Source organism: Nocardiopsis sp. KDC1DS13DA1 (assembly GCF_055632325.1).
Genome location: NZ_JBVMUY010000017.1, coordinates 82,237 through 102,329, shown reverse-complemented (window position 1 = coordinate 102,329; position 20,093 = coordinate 82,237). Strand labels below are relative to the sequence as shown.

Annotated in this window: 17 protein-coding genes; 1 reads left to right on the top strand and 16 read right to left on the bottom strand. The window is 71.2% G+C overall.

Features of this window, described 5'->3' with window-relative positions; translation table 11 throughout:
* Positions 1 to 31: 31 nt before the first annotated feature.
* Positions 32 to 724: a hypothetical protein gene (locus ACTVAJ_RS12405; RefSeq protein ID WP_470388489.1), complete on the bottom strand. Its 693-nt coding sequence runs from the start codon at positions 722 to 724 to the stop codon at positions 32 to 34.
* A gap of 144 nt (positions 725 to 868) precedes the next feature.
* Here ACTVAJ_RS12405 and ACTVAJ_RS12400 point away from each other — a divergent pair, with 144 nt between their 5' ends.
* Positions 869 to 1,744, top strand: a complete 876-nt coding sequence (locus tag ACTVAJ_RS12400) for an HhH-GPD family protein (RefSeq protein WP_470388278.1) — start codon at positions 869 to 871, stop codon at positions 1,742 to 1,744.
* Positions 1,745 to 1,785: 41 nt separating this feature from the next.
* Here ACTVAJ_RS12400 and ACTVAJ_RS12395 read toward each other — a convergent pair whose 3' ends face one another.
* The 15 genes from ACTVAJ_RS12395 to ACTVAJ_RS12325 all read right to left on the bottom strand — a co-directional run bounded on the left by ACTVAJ_RS12395 (position 1,786) and on the right by ACTVAJ_RS12325 (position 20,015).
* Positions 1,786 to 2,634: a DUF3105 domain-containing protein gene (locus ACTVAJ_RS12395; RefSeq protein ID WP_470388277.1), complete on the bottom strand. Its 849-nt coding sequence runs from the start codon at positions 2,632 to 2,634 to the stop codon at positions 1,786 to 1,788.
* A 120-nt stretch (positions 2,635 to 2,754) separates the two neighbouring features.
* Positions 2,755 to 5,268 (bottom strand): ATP-dependent Clp protease ATP-binding subunit, encoded by a 2,514-nt coding sequence (locus ACTVAJ_RS12390; protein WP_470388276.1) that lies wholly within the window; start codon positions 5,266 to 5,268, stop codon positions 2,755 to 2,757.
* A 955-nt stretch (positions 5,269 to 6,223) separates the two neighbouring features.
* Positions 6,224 to 6,565, bottom strand: a complete 342-nt coding sequence (locus ACTVAJ_RS12385) for a histone-like nucleoid-structuring protein Lsr2 (protein WP_470388275.1) — start codon at positions 6,563 to 6,565, stop codon at positions 6,224 to 6,226.
* Between the two features lie 212 nt (positions 6,566 to 6,777).
* Complete coding sequence (locus ACTVAJ_RS12380) at positions 6,778 to 7,041, bottom strand: hypothetical protein (RefSeq protein ID WP_470388274.1); 264 nt, start codon at positions 7,039 to 7,041, stop codon at positions 6,778 to 6,780.
* A 441-nt stretch (positions 7,042 to 7,482) separates the two neighbouring features.
* On the bottom strand, positions 7,483 to 8,106 hold the full coding sequence (locus ACTVAJ_RS12375; RefSeq protein ID WP_470388273.1) for an amino-acid N-acetyltransferase: 624 nt from the start codon (positions 8,104 to 8,106) through the stop codon (positions 7,483 to 7,485).
* A gap of 135 nt (positions 8,107 to 8,241) precedes the next feature.
* A complete protein-coding gene (locus ACTVAJ_RS12370) occupies positions 8,242 to 8,565 on the bottom strand; it encodes a LuxR C-terminal-related transcriptional regulator (protein ID WP_470388272.1) in 324 nt (107 codons plus the stop codon).
* 665 nt (positions 8,566 to 9,230) lie between these two features.
* Entirely contained in the window at positions 9,231 to 10,730 is a 1,500-nt protein-coding gene (gene lysX, locus ACTVAJ_RS12365; protein WP_470388271.1) for a bifunctional lysylphosphatidylglycerol synthetase/lysine--tRNA ligase LysX, read from the bottom strand.
* Positions 10,731 to 10,986: 256 nt separating this feature from the next.
* Positions 10,987 to 11,769: a type III pantothenate kinase gene (locus ACTVAJ_RS12360; protein WP_470388270.1), complete on the bottom strand. Its 783-nt coding sequence runs from the start codon at positions 11,767 to 11,769 to the stop codon at positions 10,987 to 10,989.
* A gap of 65 nt (positions 11,770 to 11,834) precedes the next feature.
* Positions 11,835 to 14,426: an L-aspartate oxidase gene (locus tag ACTVAJ_RS12355; RefSeq protein WP_470388269.1), complete on the bottom strand. Its 2,592-nt coding sequence runs from the start codon at positions 14,424 to 14,426 to the stop codon at positions 11,835 to 11,837.
* Positions 14,427 to 14,634: 208 nt separating this feature from the next.
* On the bottom strand, positions 14,635 to 15,528 hold the full coding sequence (panC, locus tag ACTVAJ_RS12350; protein WP_470388268.1) for a pantoate--beta-alanine ligase: 894 nt from the start codon (positions 15,526 to 15,528) through the stop codon (positions 14,635 to 14,637).
* A 70-nt stretch (positions 15,529 to 15,598) separates the two neighbouring features.
* Entirely contained in the window at positions 15,599 to 16,483 is an 885-nt protein-coding gene (locus tag ACTVAJ_RS12345; RefSeq protein WP_470388267.1) for a Rossmann-like and DUF2520 domain-containing protein, read from the bottom strand.
* A 220-nt stretch (positions 16,484 to 16,703) separates the two neighbouring features.
* Complete coding sequence (locus ACTVAJ_RS12340) at positions 16,704 to 16,946, bottom strand: hypothetical protein (RefSeq protein WP_470388266.1); 243 nt, start codon at positions 16,944 to 16,946, stop codon at positions 16,704 to 16,706.
* Between the two features lie 448 nt (positions 16,947 to 17,394).
* Positions 17,395 to 17,634 (bottom strand): DUF320 domain-containing protein, encoded by a 240-nt coding sequence (locus ACTVAJ_RS12335; RefSeq protein ID WP_470388265.1) that lies wholly within the window; start codon positions 17,632 to 17,634, stop codon positions 17,395 to 17,397.
* Between the two features lie 243 nt (positions 17,635 to 17,877).
* The gene (locus tag ACTVAJ_RS12330) at positions 17,878 to 19,239 is read right to left on the bottom strand and encodes a PH domain-containing protein (RefSeq protein WP_470388264.1); all 1,362 of its coding nucleotides are present in this window, start codon (positions 19,237 to 19,239) and stop codon (positions 17,878 to 17,880) included.
* A gap of 221 nt (positions 19,240 to 19,460) precedes the next feature.
* Positions 19,461 to 20,015: a PH domain-containing protein gene (locus ACTVAJ_RS12325; protein ID WP_470388263.1), complete on the bottom strand. Its 555-nt coding sequence runs from the start codon at positions 20,013 to 20,015 to the stop codon at positions 19,461 to 19,463.
* Between the last annotated feature and the right edge of the window lie 78 nt (positions 20,016 to 20,093).

Below are 20,093 nucleotides of genomic sequence, written 5' to 3'. Positions count from 1 at the left end.
GGAAGGGAGCGGCCGGTCGTCAGGTGGAACCTCAGGTCAGCTGGAACACCAGCTCGCCGGTGTCGCCCGCGTACTCCCCGTGCAGGTTGGCGCGGTACCACCCCGGGCGAGCGGCGGAGGAGTCACGGCAGTCCGTGAACGAGCGCTGCCGGTCCCAGCCGAACGTGAACTCCTCCGGCACCCCTCGACTGACCTGGCGCGCGTCGGCTGCCTCGCCCTCGACGCAGTCGGTGGTGGAGAAGATCCGGTCGTCACCGGAGTGGATGCGGATCTCCATGGCCTCGGCGCCCATGTCCACCGTGCAGGTCTGGTTCCCGGTGTTCACGACGGTGACCCGGAACCCCGGCTCGGCGCCGCTCCCGTAGACCTCCCGGTCCTCGTCGGCGAACGCGAAGGACACCACCACGTCCTCCGGACGGCACGCGTCCTCGGGGCTCTCGGGGGCAGCGGCACCGCCGGACTCGGCGTCGGCGCCCTCCCCGCCTCCGCCCCCGGCGGAGTCCCGGCCCTCCTCGTCCTCGGACGGATCGGACCCCTCGGAGTCCTCGTCCTCGCCCTCGGACGGATCGTCCTCGGGTTCCCCGCTCTCGTCCGCGGAGGGCGTCGCGGGTGGGACACTGGGAGTGGGGTCACTGTCCGCGGCGCCCGCCTCCGCCCGCGTCGGTTCGGCGTCGTCCCCGGAGGAGGGGCGGCAGGCGAACGCGATCAGGGTGAGGGCGAGCATGACCCCCGCCAACACGAGGGCACGCCGCTTCCAGTAGGTCTCGCGGCTGACAGCTCCTGGATGTCCGGTACTTGACGCCATGGGCCGTAGTATTGCGGTTTCGCGTGCCACCCACCTACCCAACCCGCCGATACTCCGTAAAAGATGAGCGATAACCCTTACAGCACAGCGGTTCTGGCGTGGTACGAGGCCAACGCCCGCGACCTTCCCTGGCGGACCCCCGGGGCCAGCCCCTGGTCGATCCTGGTCAGCGAGATCATGCTCCAGCAGACGCCCGTCGTGCGGGTACTGCCCGCGTGGCGGGCCTGGATGGAACGCTGGCCCACCCCGGCCGACCTGGCCAAAGAGCCCTCCGGCGAGGCCGTTCGCATGTGGAACCGGCTCGGCTACCCGCGCCGCGCACTGCGTCTGCACGCGTGCGCCGTGGCGATCACCGAGCAGCACGGAGGGCGCGTACCGGACAGCCACGAGACGCTGCTCTCGCTGCCGGGCGTCGGTTCCTACACCGCGGCGGCCGTGGCCAGCTTCGCCTTCGGACAGCGGCACGCCATTTTGGACACGAACGTTCGGCGTGTTCTCGCGAGAGCCGAAACCGGGATCCAGTACCCGCCGAAAACGCAGACGAAGGCGGAGACCGCCATCGCCGAGTCACTCCTCCCGCCGCTGCCGTCCGTCGCGGCGCGCTGGGGCGTGGCCGTGATGGAGCTGGGCGCCCTCGTGTGCACCGCCCGGACACCCGCCTGCGCGGACTGCCCGATCGCCGGTCAGTGCGCCTGGAGGCTGGCGGGCAAACCCGCCCACGACGGCCCGCCGCGCCGCGGGCAGACCTACGCGGGTACCGACCGGCAGGTGCGCGGGCGGCTGCTCGCGGTGCTGCGCGACTCCACCGCCCCGGTGTCCAAGGAGGCGTTGGACGCCGTCTGGGACGACGGAGTCCAGCGTGAGCGGGCCCTGGACGCCCTGGTCGCGGACGGTCTCGTGGACCCCCTCGACGACGGGCGGTACGCGCTGCCGGGCTGAGCCCGTCCCGGCCGCCCGCCCGGCTTCCCGGGCGGGCCCGGTCAGTCCTCCATGTCCAGCAGTTCGTCGGTGTCGGTGTCCTCCGAGTCCACTGTCAGCAGTGCTTCGTCGGCGGTCCCGTCGTGGGAACCGCTGCACGGAGCGCCGGGCTCCGGCGCCTGCGGGGACTGCTCGTACCGGCGCACGAAGGCGGCCAGGCGCGGGTCGTCGGGGCCGTCGAGGTGGATCTGCGCACCCCAGGCGGAGGCCACGACCGGTGCGGGCATACCCTGCTCGACCGGGCTGACCAGGAGGTAGTCCCCCTGCCGGTAGTGGGCCGCCAGGGTCGCCGCCCCGTCGCCGTCCACGGCCGCGGGGTCGTAGGTGACCCACACGGCCCCGTGCTCCAGGGAGTGCACGGCGGTCTCGTTCCTGATCGGCACCTCGTAGACACCGCAGTTCTGCCAGTAGCCGTAGTGCTCGCCGCCCGCGGGCGGGAACATCTCGTAGTCGACGGTCGCCGGAGGCTCCACGTGGTCGGCCGGCAGGCCCTCGTACTCGACCACGGCGTCCAGATCGGCCGAGCCCGGTGCTGGGTCTGCCCCTCCCCCGTCGTTGACCGCCCACAGGACGGCACCCGTGACCGCGACGAGGGCGACCACCAGCAGTCCGACACCGACGGCCACACCGATGACCACCCCGCGCCCCTTCTTCGGCGGGGCAGGCGGGTACGGGCCGGGGGCGCCCTGGGGAGGAGGCCCCTGGGGCGGACCGGGCGGACCGTACTGGTTCTGGGGCGCGTGGGGCCCCTGGGGGTACTGCTGGCCCGGCGGGTCAGGCTGGCCCTGGGGAGGACGCTGTTCCGGTGGCACCTGGCCGTCGGGCTGTCGGGGGTCCTGTGGATGGGTCACGCGCAAACCCTAACCACACGCCGCGCCGGACCGCCAGCACCGGTGGAAGCCCCACGCGAAGGGGGCACCCCCGAAGGGATGCCCCCGTCCGTAGTCGGGACCGGTGCGCGACCGAAGCCGTTACTCGCTCTTGCCCGCGGCCGGCTCCTCGACCTCGGGCGTGTCCGGAACCGCGGCGGGCTTGGGCACACCCTTGAAGGTGAACTTGGCCTCGGTTCCCTCGCCCTCGGCGTCGATCACCACGATCTGACCGGACTTGAGGTCACCGAACAGGATCTTCTCCGACAGCTGGTCCTCGATCTCCCGCTGGATCGTGCGACGCAGCGGCCGCGCCCCCAGGACCGGGTCGAACCCGCGCTCGGCCAGCACCTTCTTGGCGGCGGGGCGCAGCTCGATCCCCATGTCCCGCTCCTTGAGGCGGCTGTCCAGGCTGGAGATCATCAGATCCACGATCTGGAAGATCTCCTTCTCCGTCAGCTGGTGGAAGACGATGACGTCGTCCACACGGTTGAGGAACTCCGGCCGGAAGTTCTGCTTGAGCTCCTCGCTGACCTTGCCCTTCATCCGCTCGTAGTTGGTCTGGGCGTCGTCCTCCTTGGCGAAGCCCATCGCCACGCCCTTGGAGATGTCCCGGGTACCCAGGTTGGTGGTCATGATGATGACCGTGTTCTTGAAGTCGACGTTGCGACCCTGGGCGTCGGTGAGACGCCCCTCCTCCAGCACCTGCAGGAGCGAGTTGAAGATGTCGTTGTGGGCCTTCTCGATCTCGTCGAAGAGCACCACGGAGAACGGCTTGCGGCGCACCTTCTCCGTGAGCTGGCCGCCCTCCTCGTAGCCGACGTACCCGGGCGGGGAGCCGAACAGCCGCGAGACCGTGTGCTTCTCCATGAACTCGGACATGTCCAGCTGGATCAGCGCGTCCTCGTCCCCGAACAGGAACTCGGCCAGCGTCTTGGACAGCTCGGTCTTACCGACACCGGACGGACCGGCGAAGATGAACGAACCGCCCGGGCGCTTGGGGTCCTTCAGCCCGGCACGCGTGCGGCGGATCGCCTGCGAGAGCGCCTTGATGGCGTCCTCCTGGCCGATGACCCGCTTGTGCAGCTCGTCCTCCATGCGGAGCAGACGCGAGGACTCCTCCTCGGTCAGCTTGAAGACCGGGATGCCGGTGGAGGCGGCCAGGACCTCGGCGATGAGCTCCTCGTCGACCTCGGCCACGACGTCCATGTCGCCGGCCTTCCACTCCTTCTCCCGCTGCGCCTTCTTGTTCAGCAGCTGCTTCTCGTCGTCACGCAGCGACGCCGCCTTCTCGAAGTCCTGCGCGTCGATCGCCGACTCCTTGTCCCGGCGGACCTTGGCGATCTTCTCGTCGAACTCGCGCAGGTCCGGCGGAGCGGTCATCCGGCGGATGCGCATCCGCGAGCCCGCCTCGTCGATGAGGTCGATCGCCTTGTCCGGCAGGAAGCGGTCGCTGATGTAGCGGTCGGCCAGGTTGGCGGCCGCGGCCAGGGCGCCGTCGGTGATCGACACCCGGTGGTGGGCCTCGTAGCGGTCGCGCAGACCCTTGAGGATCTCGACCGCGTGCTTGACGGTCGGCTCGTCCACCTGGATGGGCTGGAACCGGCGCTCCAGCGCGGCGTCCTTCTCCAGGTACTTGCGGTACTCGTCCAGCGTGGTGGCACCGATGGTCTGGAGTTCGCCGCGGGCCAGCATGGGCTTGAGGATGGAGGCGGCGTCTATGGCACCCTCCGCCGCACCCGCGCCGACCAGTGTGTGCAGCTCGTCGATGAACAGGATGATGTCACCGCGGGTGCGGATCTCCTTGAGCACCTTCTTCAGGCGCTCCTCGAAGTCACCGCGGTAGCGGCTGCCCGCGACCAGGGCGCCCAGGTCCAGCGTGTACAGCTGCTTGTCCTTGAGCGTCTCGGGGATCTCCCCCTTGACGATCTTCTGTGCCAGCCCCTCGACGACCGCCGTCTTACCGACGCCGGGCTCACCGATGAGGACCGGGTTGTTCTTGGTCCGGCGCGAGAGCACCTGCATCACGCGCTCGATCTCCTTGTCCCGACCGATGACCGGGTCGAGCTTGCTCTCCCGGGCGGCCTGGGTCAGGTTGCGACCGAACTGGTCCAGCACCAGCGACGTGGACGGAGCGGACTCCGCGGACGCGCCCGTCGTCTGCGCCTCCTTGCCGGTCTGGTAGCCGTGCAGCAGCTGGATGACCTGCTGGCGGACCCGGTTCAGGTCGGCGCCGAGCTTGACCAGCACCTGGGCGGCCACACCCTCGCCCTCACGGATCAGACCCAGGAGGATGTGCTCGGTACCGATGTAGTTGTGGCCGAGCTGAAGCGCCTCGCGCAGGGACAGCTCCAGGACCTTCTTGGCGCGCGGGGTGAACGGGATGTGCCCCGACGGCGCCTGCTGGCCCTGACCGATGATCTCCTCAACCTGCTGCCGAACCGCTTCGAGGCTGATGCCAAGACTCTCCAGGGCCTTGGCGGCGACACCCTCACCCTCGTGGATGAGGCCGAGCAGGATGTGCTCCGTACCGATGTAGTTGTGGTTCAGCATCCTGGCCTCTTCCTGGGCCAGAACCACCACTCGCCGCGCGCGGTCGGTAAACCTCTCGAACATGTCTCGTCGCTCCTCTACAGAGCGGTCAGGCAGGGACGGTACTCGCCGACCCAACTCTTCCGCATATCGGCCCCACAGGGATAACCGCCCCGGGGAGCACTGCCGCACCCGTCCGTCCCGGACGACTGGTTGCCGACCGGTCGGACGTCTCCGTACGGCCGACCGTAGCCGTCCGTGCCAGAGACTTTCCCCGACGATAGGGCGTTCACCCAACATCCAACTACCAATTGGGGCGCCAGATTTCGGTGTACGCCGAAGGCGAACGGCCCGGGGGCTCCCATCCATCACGAGAGTCCCCGGGCCGCACGTGTGTAAGCCCGATTATCGGCTCTTAGCGAACACGCCGATCATCTGAGTTGTTGCGCACCGGCCACTCCGTGAGCGGAAAGCCCCGCCCGGAATTCTCCGGACGGCCACCGCCCCGTGGCCGGGGACGGTCGACCGCGCACGGCGGACCACTGCGAGCACCCGGTTCCCCCGCACACTGCAACGGAGGCGCGGGGCGGGTTCTTCCCCGCTCCGGGGGACGGCTTCCGCGTCCGGCCGCGGGGGACACGTGGGACCTCCGCCGGACACGGGGACCGCACGCCCGTTCCAGGGCCGCAGGACAACGTCCCGCCGTCACGGCTCACGCCGGTTCGGCGGGTCGTGTTCCGCCTCGGACCGGGCTCCGGTACCCGCCCGGGGTCGCGGCCCTCCGCCACCCCGGCATGCGCTCCGTGCCCGGCCACACCCCGGCGGCGCCGTGGACGCCTTCGGGGTGTCGCCCCGCGGCAGCGGTGGCGGATCCGGCCGCACCGCCCCTGGGTTTCGGTGAGCCCCTGCTATCCCCTGCATCCCGTGTCACTCGGGCCGCGGCGGGCCCGGGGATGGTCGGGTTCGGGTGCGTACCCCGGGACACCGGCCCGATCAAGACCTGACAACATTTCGGCGAACCCGGATGCCTGCGGCAAACCTAGCCCTTGATGGCCTCATATTCGGCGACGATCTTCGCGGGGATACGGCCGCGCTCATTGACCGGCTTGCCGGCGGCCTTCGCCCACGCGCGAATCTCGGCGCTGCGCTCACGGCTGGGCGCATTCCGGGAGCTGCCGCGGCGGGCGGGACCGCGACCGGACTTGGCCGGAGCCTTGCGAGCGGCGTCGACGAAGGGCGTAAGGGCGTCGCGGAGCTTGGCGGCATTACCCGCGCTGAGGTCGATTTCGTACACGGAGCCGTCCAGACCGAACGTCACCGTCTCCTCGGCCTCGCCGCCGTCGAGGTCGTCGACCAGGAAAACCTGGACCTTCTGTGCCATGGATTCAAACCTTTCAGAAGAGCAGTGCCTTCGCACCTGAATATAAAGCTATCTCGCGCGCAGGCAGAAGACAATTCCCGACGTGCCAGTAATCACCTGGACTTGACCCTGGGTTTCGGGGTCGCCGGAGCAGCGCGGGGCCGGAGGGCCCACACGCGCGGACTCGGCCCCGGATCAGGGTCGATCAGGGCACGATACGGTCAAGTACCGTATCAACGACCGTCGGATTCGGCCCGGTCACCGCGGTCGACAATCGGTGTCTCGTCGTTCGCGGCGGCCGCGGCGGTCTTCACGTCCGGGGCACCCACGGCCGCGTCGCCGCTGACCAGGCTGCCGTCCATCCGGCGAGGCGCCATCTCCCTGCGCAGCAGCTTGATGACGAAGGCGCAGAAGACGGTCGCGACAACCACCGGCGGGATCAGAGCGGAGATTACGTCGAGCAGCCCGGCGGGAAGCAGCGACGAAAGGTCACCCATCGAAGCGGTCCACCCTTCCTGGTTGTTACTTATTGCAGCAAATACCCGACTCAGCGTCGGGCCAGTCCTGGGGGATGACGCACCGGGTACCGGGCAATCGCATACCCGACATCATAGACATCGCTCGCCCCGGCCCGGTCCCGGAGGCACCGGAGTCCGCCCGACCCAAACCCGATGGTGACCAATGTCCGACAGCGTGTTCGGTGCCTCGTCGGCCGCGAACACCGGCCGCCCCCTGAGCGAACTCGATTCGCAACCCTTCGTAACCGCCCCCGTCGAACTCGATCACTCCGGAGGGGGGCGTCGAGCGTAGGTACACATTACCCGTCCTCTTCCCCTCTCATAGCACCCGGTCTCGTTAAGCGAGTCGGCCGGTAGGTGCCCGGAGCGCACCTCACCGGACCGTATCGGGAACTCAGTCCCAAGAGCACCCGAAAGCCTTTAGGCACGGGGGCTTCGGGACCTGGTCCCCAGGTGCACAAGCATGCGCGTGTTCCCGAGCGTGTTGGGTTTGACCCGCTCAAGGTCGAGAAATTCCGCGACACCCTCGTCATAGGAACGCAGAAGTTCCTCGTACACGCGGGCGGAGACGGGTGTGCCCTGGATCGGGGCAAAGCCGTGTTTGGCGAAGAAACCGGTCTCGAATGTCAGGCAGAACACACGCCGCACGTCCAACTCACCCGCCGCTTCCAGCAGTTTGGTCACGATTCGGTGTCCCACTCCGAAACCACGCAGAGAGGGATCCACCGCGACGGTCCGCACCTCCGCGAGGTCCTCCCAGAGGACGTGGAGGGCACCGCAGCCGACGACGCGGTACTCGACCCCCTCCTCGGAGCGGGCCGCCCCGAAGGCGTCCTGCGGGGGCACCGCGGAGCGGGGTTGGGCGGGTGGGTCGTCCGTGACCACCTCCGCCTCGGCGACCCAGAACTCCTGGATGTCCTCATAGAGATTGACGGTGCTCTTGGAGAGGACACGGCGGTCGACGGTGTAGGTGTCGACCAGGCGGCGGATGTGGGCCACGTCGCGCGTCTTGGCGCGACGGACCCGGACATGACGAACGGACATAGCCGGACCAGACTACGCCCACGTACGCACCCGCACCCACCGGATCGCTCTTCCTCCGGCGGGTGCCGTGTGTGTTCGCGCGTGTCGGGCCGGATATGCCCGTGGTCTTCCCGGCCGGGGCCGGGACGGCCTGGCTCAGATGAGCTGGCGTCGCGCGGCCCAGACGACCGCTTCGATGGGGGTGTTCACGCCGAGCATGTCGCAGATGTTGCGGATGCGGCGGCGCAGGGTCCGGGCGCTGAGTTCGAGTCGCCGTGCGGCCACCTCGGTGGTCACTCCGGTGGCGATCTCGGCGAGCAACTCCAGGTCCTCGTGGCTCAGCTCGGCCGGGGTGTAGGCGCCGCTCAGTGCCGTATCGCCTGAACGGGACTGCAGGGGGACCACGTTCTCCCGGTGCTCCCGCGGTTGGAGAGCGCTCTGGTCCTCAGCATGACGCCGTACGAGTGTGGCCTGTTCCACTCCGTCCTCCCTCATCCATGTGAGTGCGGAACATCAACTCGTCACCGGGCGGATCGAACGCGCCGGGGCGCGACAGGGACCCACGCGCCCGGCCACCTTCCGGGGACCCCTCTGGCACAGGGGTGGAGGGCGGTGGGGAACATGGGCCGCACGGGCCGTGTCACCGCGGTCTGGGACGGTCAGACCGCGCCGAGGGCACACGTGCGCGCGGGATAGGCGGACCTTGGGGTGGCCCTCACACCTCGCTCACTGTCGTACTCGATCCACTTCGGCGATCTCGCGGACCAAGGTCCGCCCTCAGCACGCTAGGCGGCCGTGATGATACCGTCAAGGGGCAGTAAATCACCATGAGTAGCACCCTTGGGCCTCTGGGTGACAGGGTGATGGGAGGTGCGTTTTCGACACTCGACTGACCTGCGTAAACTTTGTTTACCCTCCGTCGTCGACCGTGTGAACGCAGTTCCAAGGAAAACCTCGGTCCTGTCTGTCGGGACACCCCACTCTCACTGTGTTTTTGGGCGATATGTCGCAACAGTGAGGTCTGAACGGTGGCACACACCACATTCAGGTGACGAGGACGGGGCCGCCACGACTCGCGTGCGACGGCCCCGTCTCTTTTTCGGTCCCGCGGTTGCCCGGATGCGACCCGGACTCGTCCTGGTTCGTCAGTCGCCGGAGGGCTTGACGATCGGGAAGAGGACGGTCTCCCGGATGTTCTTTCCGGTGAACGCCATCAGGAGCCGGTCGATACCGACACCGACGCCACCGCTGGGCGGCATGCCGTACTCCAGGGCGCGGAGGAAGTCCTCGTCCAGCTGCATCGCCTCGGGGTCGCCCTCGGCGGCCATGAGCGACTGCTCGGTGAGGCGGCGGCGCTGCTCGACCGGGTCGACCAGTTCGGAGTAGCCGGTCCCCAGCTCCATGCCGAAGCCGATCAGGTCCCACTTCTCGGTGAGCAGCGGGTCCTCGCGGTGCTGGCGGGTCAGCGGGCTCGTCTCCACGGGGAAGTCGCGCACGAACGTGGGCTGGATGAGCGTGTGCTCGACCAGCTCCTCGAAGAGGTGCTCGACCAGCTTGCCCTGGCCCCACTGGTGGTCGAACTCCACACCCCTGCCCTCGGCCAGGCGGCGGACGTCCTCGATGGGCGTCCTCGGTGTGACCTCGGCGCCGAGCGCCTCCGACACGGAGCCGTACAGCGTGACGCTCGGCCACTCACCGCCCAGGTCGAAGGTCTGGCCGTCGCGCTCGACCACGGTCGTGCCGAACACCGCCCGCGCCGCCTCCTGGATGATCTGCCGGGTGACGTCGGCCATGACGTTGTAGTCGGCGTAGGCCTGGTAGAACTCCAGCATCGTGAACTCGGGGTTGTGCGTGGCGTCCGCACCCTCGTTCCGGAAGTTCCGGTTGATCTCGAAGACCTTCTCCAGACCGCCCACGACCAGCCGCTTGAGCGCCAGCTCCGGCGCGATGCGCAGGTACAGGTCCATGTCGTAGGCGTTGATGTGGGTGGTGAACGGACGCGCCGTGGCGCCGCCGTGCACCCGCATCAGCATCGGGGTCTCGACCTCGATGAAGTCCCGTGAGCTGAGCGTCTCCCGGATCGCCCGGATGGCGGCCGAGCGGCGGCGCACCATCTGCTGCGACTCGGGGTTGACGATGAGGTCGACGTAGCGCTGGCGCACCCGGGCCTCGGGGTCGGTGAGTCCCTTGTGCTTCTCCGGGAGCGGACGCAGGCACTTGGCGGTCAGCGTCCAGGAACGCACGAGGATGGACAGCTCGCCGCGGCGGGAGGTGATGACCTCGCCCTCGACACCCACGTGGTCGCCGAGGTCGACATCGGCCTTCCAGGCGTCCAGCCGTTCCTTGCCGACCTGGTCCAGGGACAGCATGATCTGCACGTCGCCGGTCTCGTCGCGCAGGGTGGCGAAGCAGAGCTTGCCGCCGGTGCGGTAGAGCATGACCCGCCCGGCGACGGCCACCTTCTCCCCGGTCTGGGTGTCGGGCTCCAGCCCCGTGTGTTTGTCGCGCACGGCACCGATCGACGTGGTCCGCGGGAAGGTCACGGGGAAGGGGTCGGTGCCCTCCTCCCGGAGACGGTCCAGCTTCTGGCGCCGGACCCGCATCTGTTCGGGCAGGTCGTCGTAGGAGTCGTGCGCGTCATTCACGGCCCCGATCCTACTCTCTTCCGGACACCCGATCGCCGCTGTCCACAGGCTGTCCGTCACCTCCGGCCTCCCGGAGGGGCCGATCCCGCGAGACGCGGATATTCCGTGATCGAACAATGCGGCCCAGCGCCAGGCGCATCCTGGGTATACGGTCCGCGCGAATATCGATACCGACGACGAACCAGTCGCCGCGGTCGTGCGGAGGTACGGCCGGGGGTGGCCCGTGGGGCGAGGTGCCTCGCCCCACCCACCCGGCTCAGCCGGCGTTGCGCTCGAAGACCAGGCGCAGTCCGATGAGGGTCAGCCACGGGTCGTGCACGTCCACGGTCTCGCACTCTCCGACGACCACCGAGGCCAGTCCGCCGGTGGCGACCACGGTCACGTCGTCCGGGGCGTCGGTGAGTTCGGCGACCATCCGGTCCACGATCCCGTCGACCTGGCCCGCGAAGCCGAACACGATCCCCGACCGCAGCGCCTCCGTGGTGTTCTTCGCGATCGCCGCGCGCGGCCGGACGATCTCCACCATGTGCAGCTGCGCGCCCCGCCGGGACAGCGCGTCCACGGAGATGTCGATCCCCGGCGCGATCGCCCCGCCGACGTACTCCCCCTTCGCGCTGACCGCGTCGAACGTGGTCGCCGTGCCGAAGTCGACCACGACCGCCGGGCCGCCGTACAGGTGGCTGGCGGCCAGCGCGTTGATGATGCGGTCGCTGCCCACCTCCTTGGGGTTGTCCATCCGGATCGGCACCCCGGTCTTGACCCCGGGCTCGACGATCACCGCGGGCACGTCGCCGAAGTGGCGGCGGAACATGTCACGCATCTCGTGCTGCACCGACGGGACCGAACAGCACAGCGCGATCCCCTCGATGTCGGCCGGGGCCCCCAGCGTGCTCCCGTCGATGAGCCCGCGCAGCACCACCGCCCACTCGTCGGCGGTGCGGCGCGTCTCGGTCCCCACTCTCCAGTGTTCGAGAAGGTCGTCGCCCTGGAACAGGCCGAACACCGTCTCGGAGTTGCCGACGTCGATCGCGAGCAGCATGTTGGGGAGCCTCATCCGTGGTCGAAGTGGTGTGTTCCCAAGAAATCTTCCACCAACCGGACCTCTCACAACAGGTCGAGTGCGATATCCAGTGCCGGGCTGGAGTGGGTGAGGGCGCCGACCGCCAGGTAGTCGACACCGGTGGCGGCCACGTCGGCGGCCACGTCGAGCGTCAGTCCGCCGGAGGACTCCAGGCGGGCGCGCCCGGCGACCAGCTCCACGGCGGCCCGCAGACCCCCCACCGTGAAGTTGTCGAGGAGGATCTCCTCCGCGCCGGCCGCGATCGCGTCCTCGATCTGGTCGATCCGGTCCACCTCGACCTCCAGCGGCAGGTCGGGGAAGCGCTCGCGGATGGCGCGCACGGCCGCGCCGACCCCGCCCGCCGCGACCACGTGGTTGTCCTTGACCAGCCCGGCGTCGCTGAGGCAGTACCGGTGGTTGACGCCGCCCCCGCAGCGCACCGCGTACTTCTCCAGCGCACGGAGTCCGGGGCGGGTCTTGCGGCTGTCGCGGATCCGGGCTCGGGTGCCGACCACCGCGTCCACCCAGGTCCGGGTGGCCGTGGCGATCCCCGACATGTGGGTGAGGAGGTTGAGCGCGGTCCGCTCCGCGGTGAGCAGGTCGCGCGTGCGGGCGGTGACGGCCATGAGCACGTCCCCGCGCTTGACCGCGTCGCCGTCGCGTGCGGAGCGGGCGATCTGCACGGCGCCGTCGGACACGAGCCAGAAGACGAGTTCGGCCAGGGGCAGGCCGCTCACCGTACCGTCGGCGCGCGCCACGACGTGCGCGGTCCGCACCTGGTCGGCGGGGATGGTGGCCACGGTGGTGACGTCGATGCGCGGACCGGCGGTGAGGTCCTCGGCCAGGGCGCGCCGCACCAGGTCCACATGGGACTGGTGGGGGGCCATGTACGGAAGGGTGAACTCGGCGCGCGAGTCCGGGTCGGGTGTCCCCTCGGCGAGGGGGAAGGCGATCCCGTCGAGTTCGGCGACGAGTTCGGGCGGCAGGGACGGGGTCCAGTCCTCGTCGGTGGCCACGGGGGTGTTCGCCTCCAGTCGGACGACGGTCGGCCGTGTCCGGAGCACGGGGTCGGGGTCGGGCGCGTCGGCGCGCTGGTGCGAGCCGCGGCTCTCGGTGCGGTGCAGGGCGGCGGCGGCCACGAGCCGGGCCACCGTCAGCAGGTTGGTCGCCTCCCAGGAGGCCGTGTCCGGGGCAGCGGGGTCGGCCGGGGCGGTGAGCGCGTCGAGTTCGGTGACCAGCGCGGCCAGCCCCTCGCCGGTGCGCAGGACCCCGGCGTGGCGGGACATCAGGGCGCGGACGCGGGTGGCGGTGGCGGGTTCGACGAGGCGGGTGACGTCGCCGACGGGAACGCCCCGTTCCGGGACCGGGAGCGCCTCCCGAGCGAGGCGGGCCGCGATCCGGTCCGCGTACACCAGGCCCTCCAGGAGGGAGTTGGAGGCCAGGCGGTTCGCGCCGTGCACGCCGGTGCGCGCCACCTCGCCGACCGCCCAGAGACCGGGGACGCTGGTGGCCCCGTCGATGTCGACCTCGGCGCCGCCGGAGGCGTAGTGGGCGGCGGGGGCGACGGGGATCGGCTGGGTGACCGGGTCGATGCCGTGTTCACGGCAGGACGCCAGGATGGTGGGGAAGCGGTGTTCCCAGGTGGCCGCACCGAAGTGGCGGCCGTCCAGGAGGACGTGGTCGGTGCCGGTCTCGGCCATGGTGCGCGCGATGGTCCTGGCCACGACGTCGCGGGGGGCGAGGTCGCCGAGTTCGTGCACGCCCTCCATGATGCGGTTGCCGTCGGCGTCCACGAGGTGGGCGCCCTCGCCGCGCACGGCCTCGGAGACCAGGGGCTGCCTGCCCCGGGCGTCGGGGCCCAGCCAGAGCACGGTGGGGTGGAACTGGATGAACTCCAGGTCGCGCAGGCGCGCCCCGGCCCGGGCCGCGAGCGCCAGCCCGTCACCGGTGGACACGGGAGGGTTGGTGGTGGCGGCGAAGATCTGGCCCATCCCCCCGGTGGCCAGGACGACGGCCGGGGCCAGGACGGCGCCGACACCGTCGCGGGCGCCCTCGCCGATGACGTGGAGGGAGACGCCGACGACGGCGGATCCGTCCGGGTCGCGCAGGACGTCGAGGGCGAGGGCGTGCTCGATGACCTCGATCCGCTCCTCGGCCAGGACCGCGGCCTGGAGCGCGCGCTGGATCTCCGCTCCGGTGGCGTCTCCCCCGGCGTGGGCGACCCGGTCCGCGCGGTGGCCGCCCTCGCGGGTGAGGGCCAGTTCCCCGCCCTCGGTGCGGTCGAACTCGGCGCCCACCCCGATGAGCCAGCGCAGGGCGCCGGGCCCCTCCTCCGCCAGGACGTGCACGGCGAGGGGGTCGCACAGCCCGGCCCCGGCCAGGTGGGTGTCGACCATGTGCGCGACCGGGTCGTCCCCGGGCGCCATGGCCGCCGCGACGCCGCCCTGGGCGTAGGAGGTGGAGCCGGTGGAGAGGCGGTCCTTGGTGACGAGGACGACCCGGCCGCGCTCGGTGCGCTGGACGTAGCGCAGCGCGGTGCTGAGCCCCGCGACGCCCGAGCCGATGACGGCGACGTCGGCGCCCACGCTCCACGACGGCGCGGGGGCGTCGGTCCGGGTCTGTCTGGATGAGGTCATGTGGGTCTCTTTCGCGAGTGCCGACTGGAGTTGCCGTTCGGGTGCCGCCGGGGTGCTCCGCGTGGGTACCGCGCCGCGGGCGTCCGTTGGGGGTGGTGGCGGGCGGGCCGGGCCGCGGGCGGGAACGAGCCTCAGGCGGGGACGGGGACGGGCGGTCCCCGGCCGTCCGGGCGCCCGAACACGGGCCGGGGGCCCGGAACGCACACTGCTAGGAGCGGGCCAGCCGGACCGGCGTGTTGTCGATGAGCCGGGTGGCGCCCACGCGGGCCGCGACGGCGAGGACGGCCTCGCCGGTGAATCCGGCGGGGGCGTCGGCGAAGGTGGCGGGGTCGACCAGGGCGAGGTAGTCGGGTTCGACGGGTGGCGTGGCCTTGGCGGCCTCGTCCAGGACCGCCTGCGCGGCGGCGCGGACCGCGTCGGGCCCGGCGCCGGCGGCGGCGCGCCCGGCGGTCAGGGCCCGGGACAGGGCGAGGGCGCTGGCGCGCTCGTCCGCGTCCAGGTAGACGTTCCGGCTCGACGTGGCCAGCCCGTCGGGGTCGCGCAGGGTGGGGGCGCCGACGATCCGCACGGGCAGGTTGAGGTCGGCGACCATGCGGCGGACGACGGCGAGCTGCTGGGCGTCCTTCTGCCCGAAGACGGCCAGGTCGGGGCCGACCAGGTGGAGGAGCTTGCTGACGACGGTGAGCACCCCGGTGAAGAACCCGGGCCGGGAGGCGCCCTCCAGACGGTCCCCCATGGCTCCCGCCTGGACGGTGACCATCTGCTCGGTGGGGTACATCGTGTTCACGCTCGGGGCGAAGACGACGTCGACCCCCTCCTGGGCGCAGACCTCGGTGTCCGTGTCCAGCGTGCGCGGGTAGCGGTCGAAGTCCTCGTTCGGGCCGAACTGGAGCGGGTTGACGAAGACGCTCACGACGACGGTGTCGGCCTGGGCACGGGCGAGGCGCATGAGGCTGCGGTGCCCCTCGTGCAGGGCGCCCATCGTGGGAACGAGGGCGACGCGTCCGGTGTCGGCGAGGGCCCGGCGCAGCTCCCCGGCCGTGTGGACGACCAGGGGTCCGTCGGCTGACGCGGGCTGTGACGTGGGCGTGGGTTCGGTCATCGGTGCTTCCCCGTGGTGGTGTGTCTCTCGCACACGGCGCGGACACCCCCGCCGTGCGACGCGGTGGGTCTCAGCGGCGGAGGACGTCGAGCAGGCGCGCGGCGTCGGCGGGGTCGAGCATCCCGGCGTTGATCGCGCGGTCCGCGGTGAGCCGGGCGAGCTCGACGTAGCTGGCGACGCTCTCCGGGGCGTTCTCGCGCAGTTGCTCGATGTGCCCGGCGACGGTACCCGCGTCACCGCGCAGGACGGGGCCGCTCAGTCCGTGGATACCGAGGCGCAGGGCGTTGTCGAGGGCGGCGCTGAGCATGGGTGCGAGCATCCGGCCCGGTTCGGGGACCCCGGCGGCGGCGAGGAGGGAGGCGCTGTCGGCCACCAGTGTGACCAGGTGGTTGGCGCCTCCGGCGAGGGCGGCGTGGTAGAGCGTGCGCTTGTCCTCGGTGATCCACACGGGTTCGGCGCCCATCTCGACCACGAGCGCCTCGGCGATCGGACGCAGCTGCTCGGGTGCGGTGACGCCGAACGCGCAGTTGGCGAGCCGCTCGACGTCCTCGTCGCGGCCGGTGAAGGTCATCGCGGGGTGGAGGGCCAGGGGCAGGGCTCCGGCGATGGTGGCGGGGGCGAGGATCCCGTAGCCGTGCGCGCCGCTGGCGTGGACGAGGATCTTGCCCCGCAGGTCGGTCCCGGTGGCGGCGAGCCCCTCGACGAGGTCGGGCAGGGCGTCGTCGGGCACCGTGAGCAGGACGAGGTCGCTGTCCCCGACGACCCCGGGGGCGTCGAGGACGCGCGCGGTCGGGAGGCGGGAGGCGACGTTGGCCCTGGAGGTCTCGGAGACCGCGGTGGCGGCGACGACCTTGTGGCCCGCCCTGCCCAGGGCCTGGCCGAGGACGGAGCCGACCCGACCGGGCCCGATGACACCGACCCGCAACCGCGCCGGTCGACCCCGTGTCGTCTCCATGGCCGTGCTCCCTCGTGGTTCGGTGCGTCCGGTCCTTCCAGCACCGTGACGCCTGAGCACACGATAACTCTCCTGACCCGGTGCACCGGCGACCAGGTCCGCGCACGCGGGCGGGGGCGGGCACCGCGTGCCCGCCCCCGCCGGGGCGTCGTGTCCGTGTTCCCCGGGCCGGGCCGGGGACCGCGGGAGGCCGCCGTCCGGACGACGGCCCGCGGCGGGCTCAGCCCTGGATGATCACACCGGAGTTGTAGCAGGACGCCAGGGACTGGCCGAGGACGGCGTTGGAGTTGCCGCAGCCGGCGTTGACGTTGTCGATGCCGTTGATGTAGGCGATGTTCCCGCTGACGTTGCCGCCGGTGCCGGAGGTCCAGGCACCCGCGTGGGCCGCCGCCGGTGCCGCGGTGAGGAGGACCCCGGCGGAGGCGAGGGCCACGGCGGCGGTGACGAACGTCTTCTTGAGCACTACGTGTCTCCTTCTGTGTCCGACCGGGGGGACCAGCCGGACCGTCGGTGTTCTTCCGGAGCACCCTGGGGGCGCTGGTGATGAAGTTACCCCTGGCGAACCCCGATTCACCCGCCTTGAGCTGGAGTTATCACGAGATACACGCCATTGTTCACACTGCGTAGTACCGCGCCTCGGGTTCGATCGGGACAAAGGCGGCGCATCACCGGGCCGCACATGCGCACAGCGTCACGGTTCGCCGGAATTCCAGCTGTGCACCAAACCGGGTTGCGGCCGACCGCCCCACGCCCGGGAGGGTCCAAACACGCGAAAGGGCGCCACCCTGGTGGGATGGCGCCCCGAGCGTGTCGCTCTGGAACCTGACCGGACCGGATCACCCGGGACGTCTCCCGGGTGGACACCCCCGACCGGCCAGGCCGCTTCAACCGCGATCCGGCTCGCTACGCGGCTACTCCATGACCTTGGCGTCGGAGCCGACGCAGCTGGCGCCCGCGACGCCGAGGATGCCGATCGCGTTGCCGCAGACGTTGATGGGGACGTTCAGGTCCGCCACGAGCTGGTTGCCACCGAGGATGCTCCCGTTACCCGAGGTGAAGATGTTGTCGTCGGCCATGGCCGGAGCACCGGCGAACAGGACACCGGCAGCGGCGGCGGTGACGGCACTGGCGGCGAGAGCCTTCTTCAGCATGGTTTCTCCCACTGGCCGGCTGACTGGGGGCGCCAACCGGGCCAAATCATTGACGATGTGTATGACTGTGAACACTCCCCGTGTTCGAAGACCATTTAGCCATACTCGACCGCCGCGCACGACCAGAACAACGAGATGCGGCGCGACCCTCACCTGGAACTATCACACCGAGTGAGCAGACATGTCGGACATGCAGTCGGCAATCCGGAGCACATCCCCCGCCTCATGTGACGCATCACACAATCACGTCCCGGGAGTGTCACGGGCCCCCTCCGTCGGCCCCTCCGTCGACCTCGTCGCCCACCGCTCGGTACCCGCCTCCGGTACCAGCGCGCGGCGGGCGGACCCCACCAGCGAGTCCAGGAGACCGCGGCCCTCCGCGGCCGTCCTGCCGGTGGCCCTCGCGTCCGCGGGCCCCGGCGGGATGTCGACGTCCAGCGACACCCGGCCCGTGAACCGGGCCAGGGGGCCCGCGGTCAGCCGCAGGGCCTGCATGCGCTCCGCGGGGACGATGTCCGTCACCCGACCGAACAGGCCGCGCACGGTGACGAACAGGTGCCCGTCCGCCCCCGCCAGCCGCGGTGCCCGCCTCCGGTTCGGCACGAGCGGCACCCGTGCCGGATCGGCTCCCCCGAACACCTCGTTGACCAGGGAGAAGGCCAGTCGGCGCGGCGCCACCGGGAGCAGTGTCGCCGAGTCCCCCTGACGGGCGCCCGCGTACCCGGCCACGTTGGCCTCCACGCGCGCCACGCCCAGGACCCGCCACAGCATCGGCTCCACGACGCGCACCGCCTGGACCCGCCCCGGGGGAACGGTCTGCATCCGGCGCTGGAACATCCCGTAGCGCAGCCGCAGGCCGTCGGAGGACAGCGACGCGTAGTAGTCCGTGTACCGCGCCAGCGGTCCCCAGAAGTAGCGGATCAGACCCAGGACCAGCGGGATGAGCGCGCCCAGGACGCCGGGCTCGGCCAGCATCACGCCCGCCGCGGCCAGCAGGAGCAGGGCGACGAAGGAGAACAGGACCGGCGCCCGGAAGGTCAGCGCGCCCAGCAGCAGGGGGAAGGGCAGGCGGTAGAACGGCCACTCGGGCGCCTCCGGGGAGCGCCCGGGCAGTCCGGCGGCGTGCGCGAGCACGGCGGCCCTGAGGCGCTCAGCCAGCGTCCTGCGCAGACACGGCAGCCGGATCGCGGTCCGGTCCCCACCCGCGAGTTCGATCCGCAGCTCGGCCAGGCCGAACACCTGCATCAGCAGCGGCTGGACGACGTCCACCGCCTGGAGGCGGCTCAGCGGAACCTCCCGCGACCCGCGCATCACCAGCCCGCTGTGCACGACCAGGTGGTCCTCACGCAGACCGAAGGTTCCGTACCACCACGCGGGCAGGGCGTAGGCCACCGTGCCGAAAACGACCGCGAACGCCAGAAGCACCACCCACACGAAGCCGAACGTGACCAGGATGGGACCCACCAGCGCCACGAACACCAGGGTGACCGCGACGACCCGCAGGGGGACGATCGACCAGTGCGACCGGAACTCCCCGCTGGTGACGTCGTCCTCCGGACGGGGGCGCCGCACCGGCGGCGGCGGGTACGCCACGGACGGCGGCATCAGGGCGGGTCCGCGCGGGAGCGCGCCCGGGACGGGACCGGCCGGCCGCGGGTGGGGACCGGGAACCGGCCCTCCGGGAACGGGTCCCCCCGGCGGAGGGGATCCCGCGGGCGGGGGCTGGGGTCCTCCCGGCGGGTGGGGAGGACCGGGCGGCGGGGCCGCTCCCCGCTGCCACGCGGGCGTCCGCTGGGTGTGCTGGGGGAACTGGCTCGATCCGTCCACTACAACCCCGTCGAGAAGCTCTCGCTGCGCGCCGCGAGACGGGCGCGCAGTTCCACCGCGTCGGCCAGCGGGAGGCCGACCACGCGGGTGTCGGCCGTACTCGCCGCCGTGCGCAGCCGCACGGTGGCGATCCCCAGAGCCTGCTCCAGCAGGTCGGCGGTCACGTCCACGACCTGCATCCGGCCGTAGGGCACCACGACCAGCTGGCGGAGGAACACGCCGTAGGTGAGGTAGAGCTCCCCCGTCCCCTCCGCGTAGCCCCACGACCGCCGGAACCGCCCCGCCAGGAACCAGGCGACGGCGAGGGCTGCCAGGGCGGCGCCGCCCGCTGCCGCCGCCCATCCGGGTCCGGCCCACACGTACGCCAGGGTCGCGGCGACCACTCCCCCGACCACGCACAGGGCGCCCACCACCAGCCTGCGGTACAGGGCCAGGGCGGGTGACACACGCGTCCAGGACATGCCCTCGGGCGGGGCGAACGCCGCCGCGAGCGGGTGGTCGGGCCGGGACGGGCCGGGCGGGTTCGGCGTCGGGGCCGGGTCACTGGTGTCCACGGGGCCAGTCAACCATCAGCGGGCAAACGGCCCGCGCCACGACCCGGTGGGCATGTCCCCCGCCCCGGGGATTCCGGT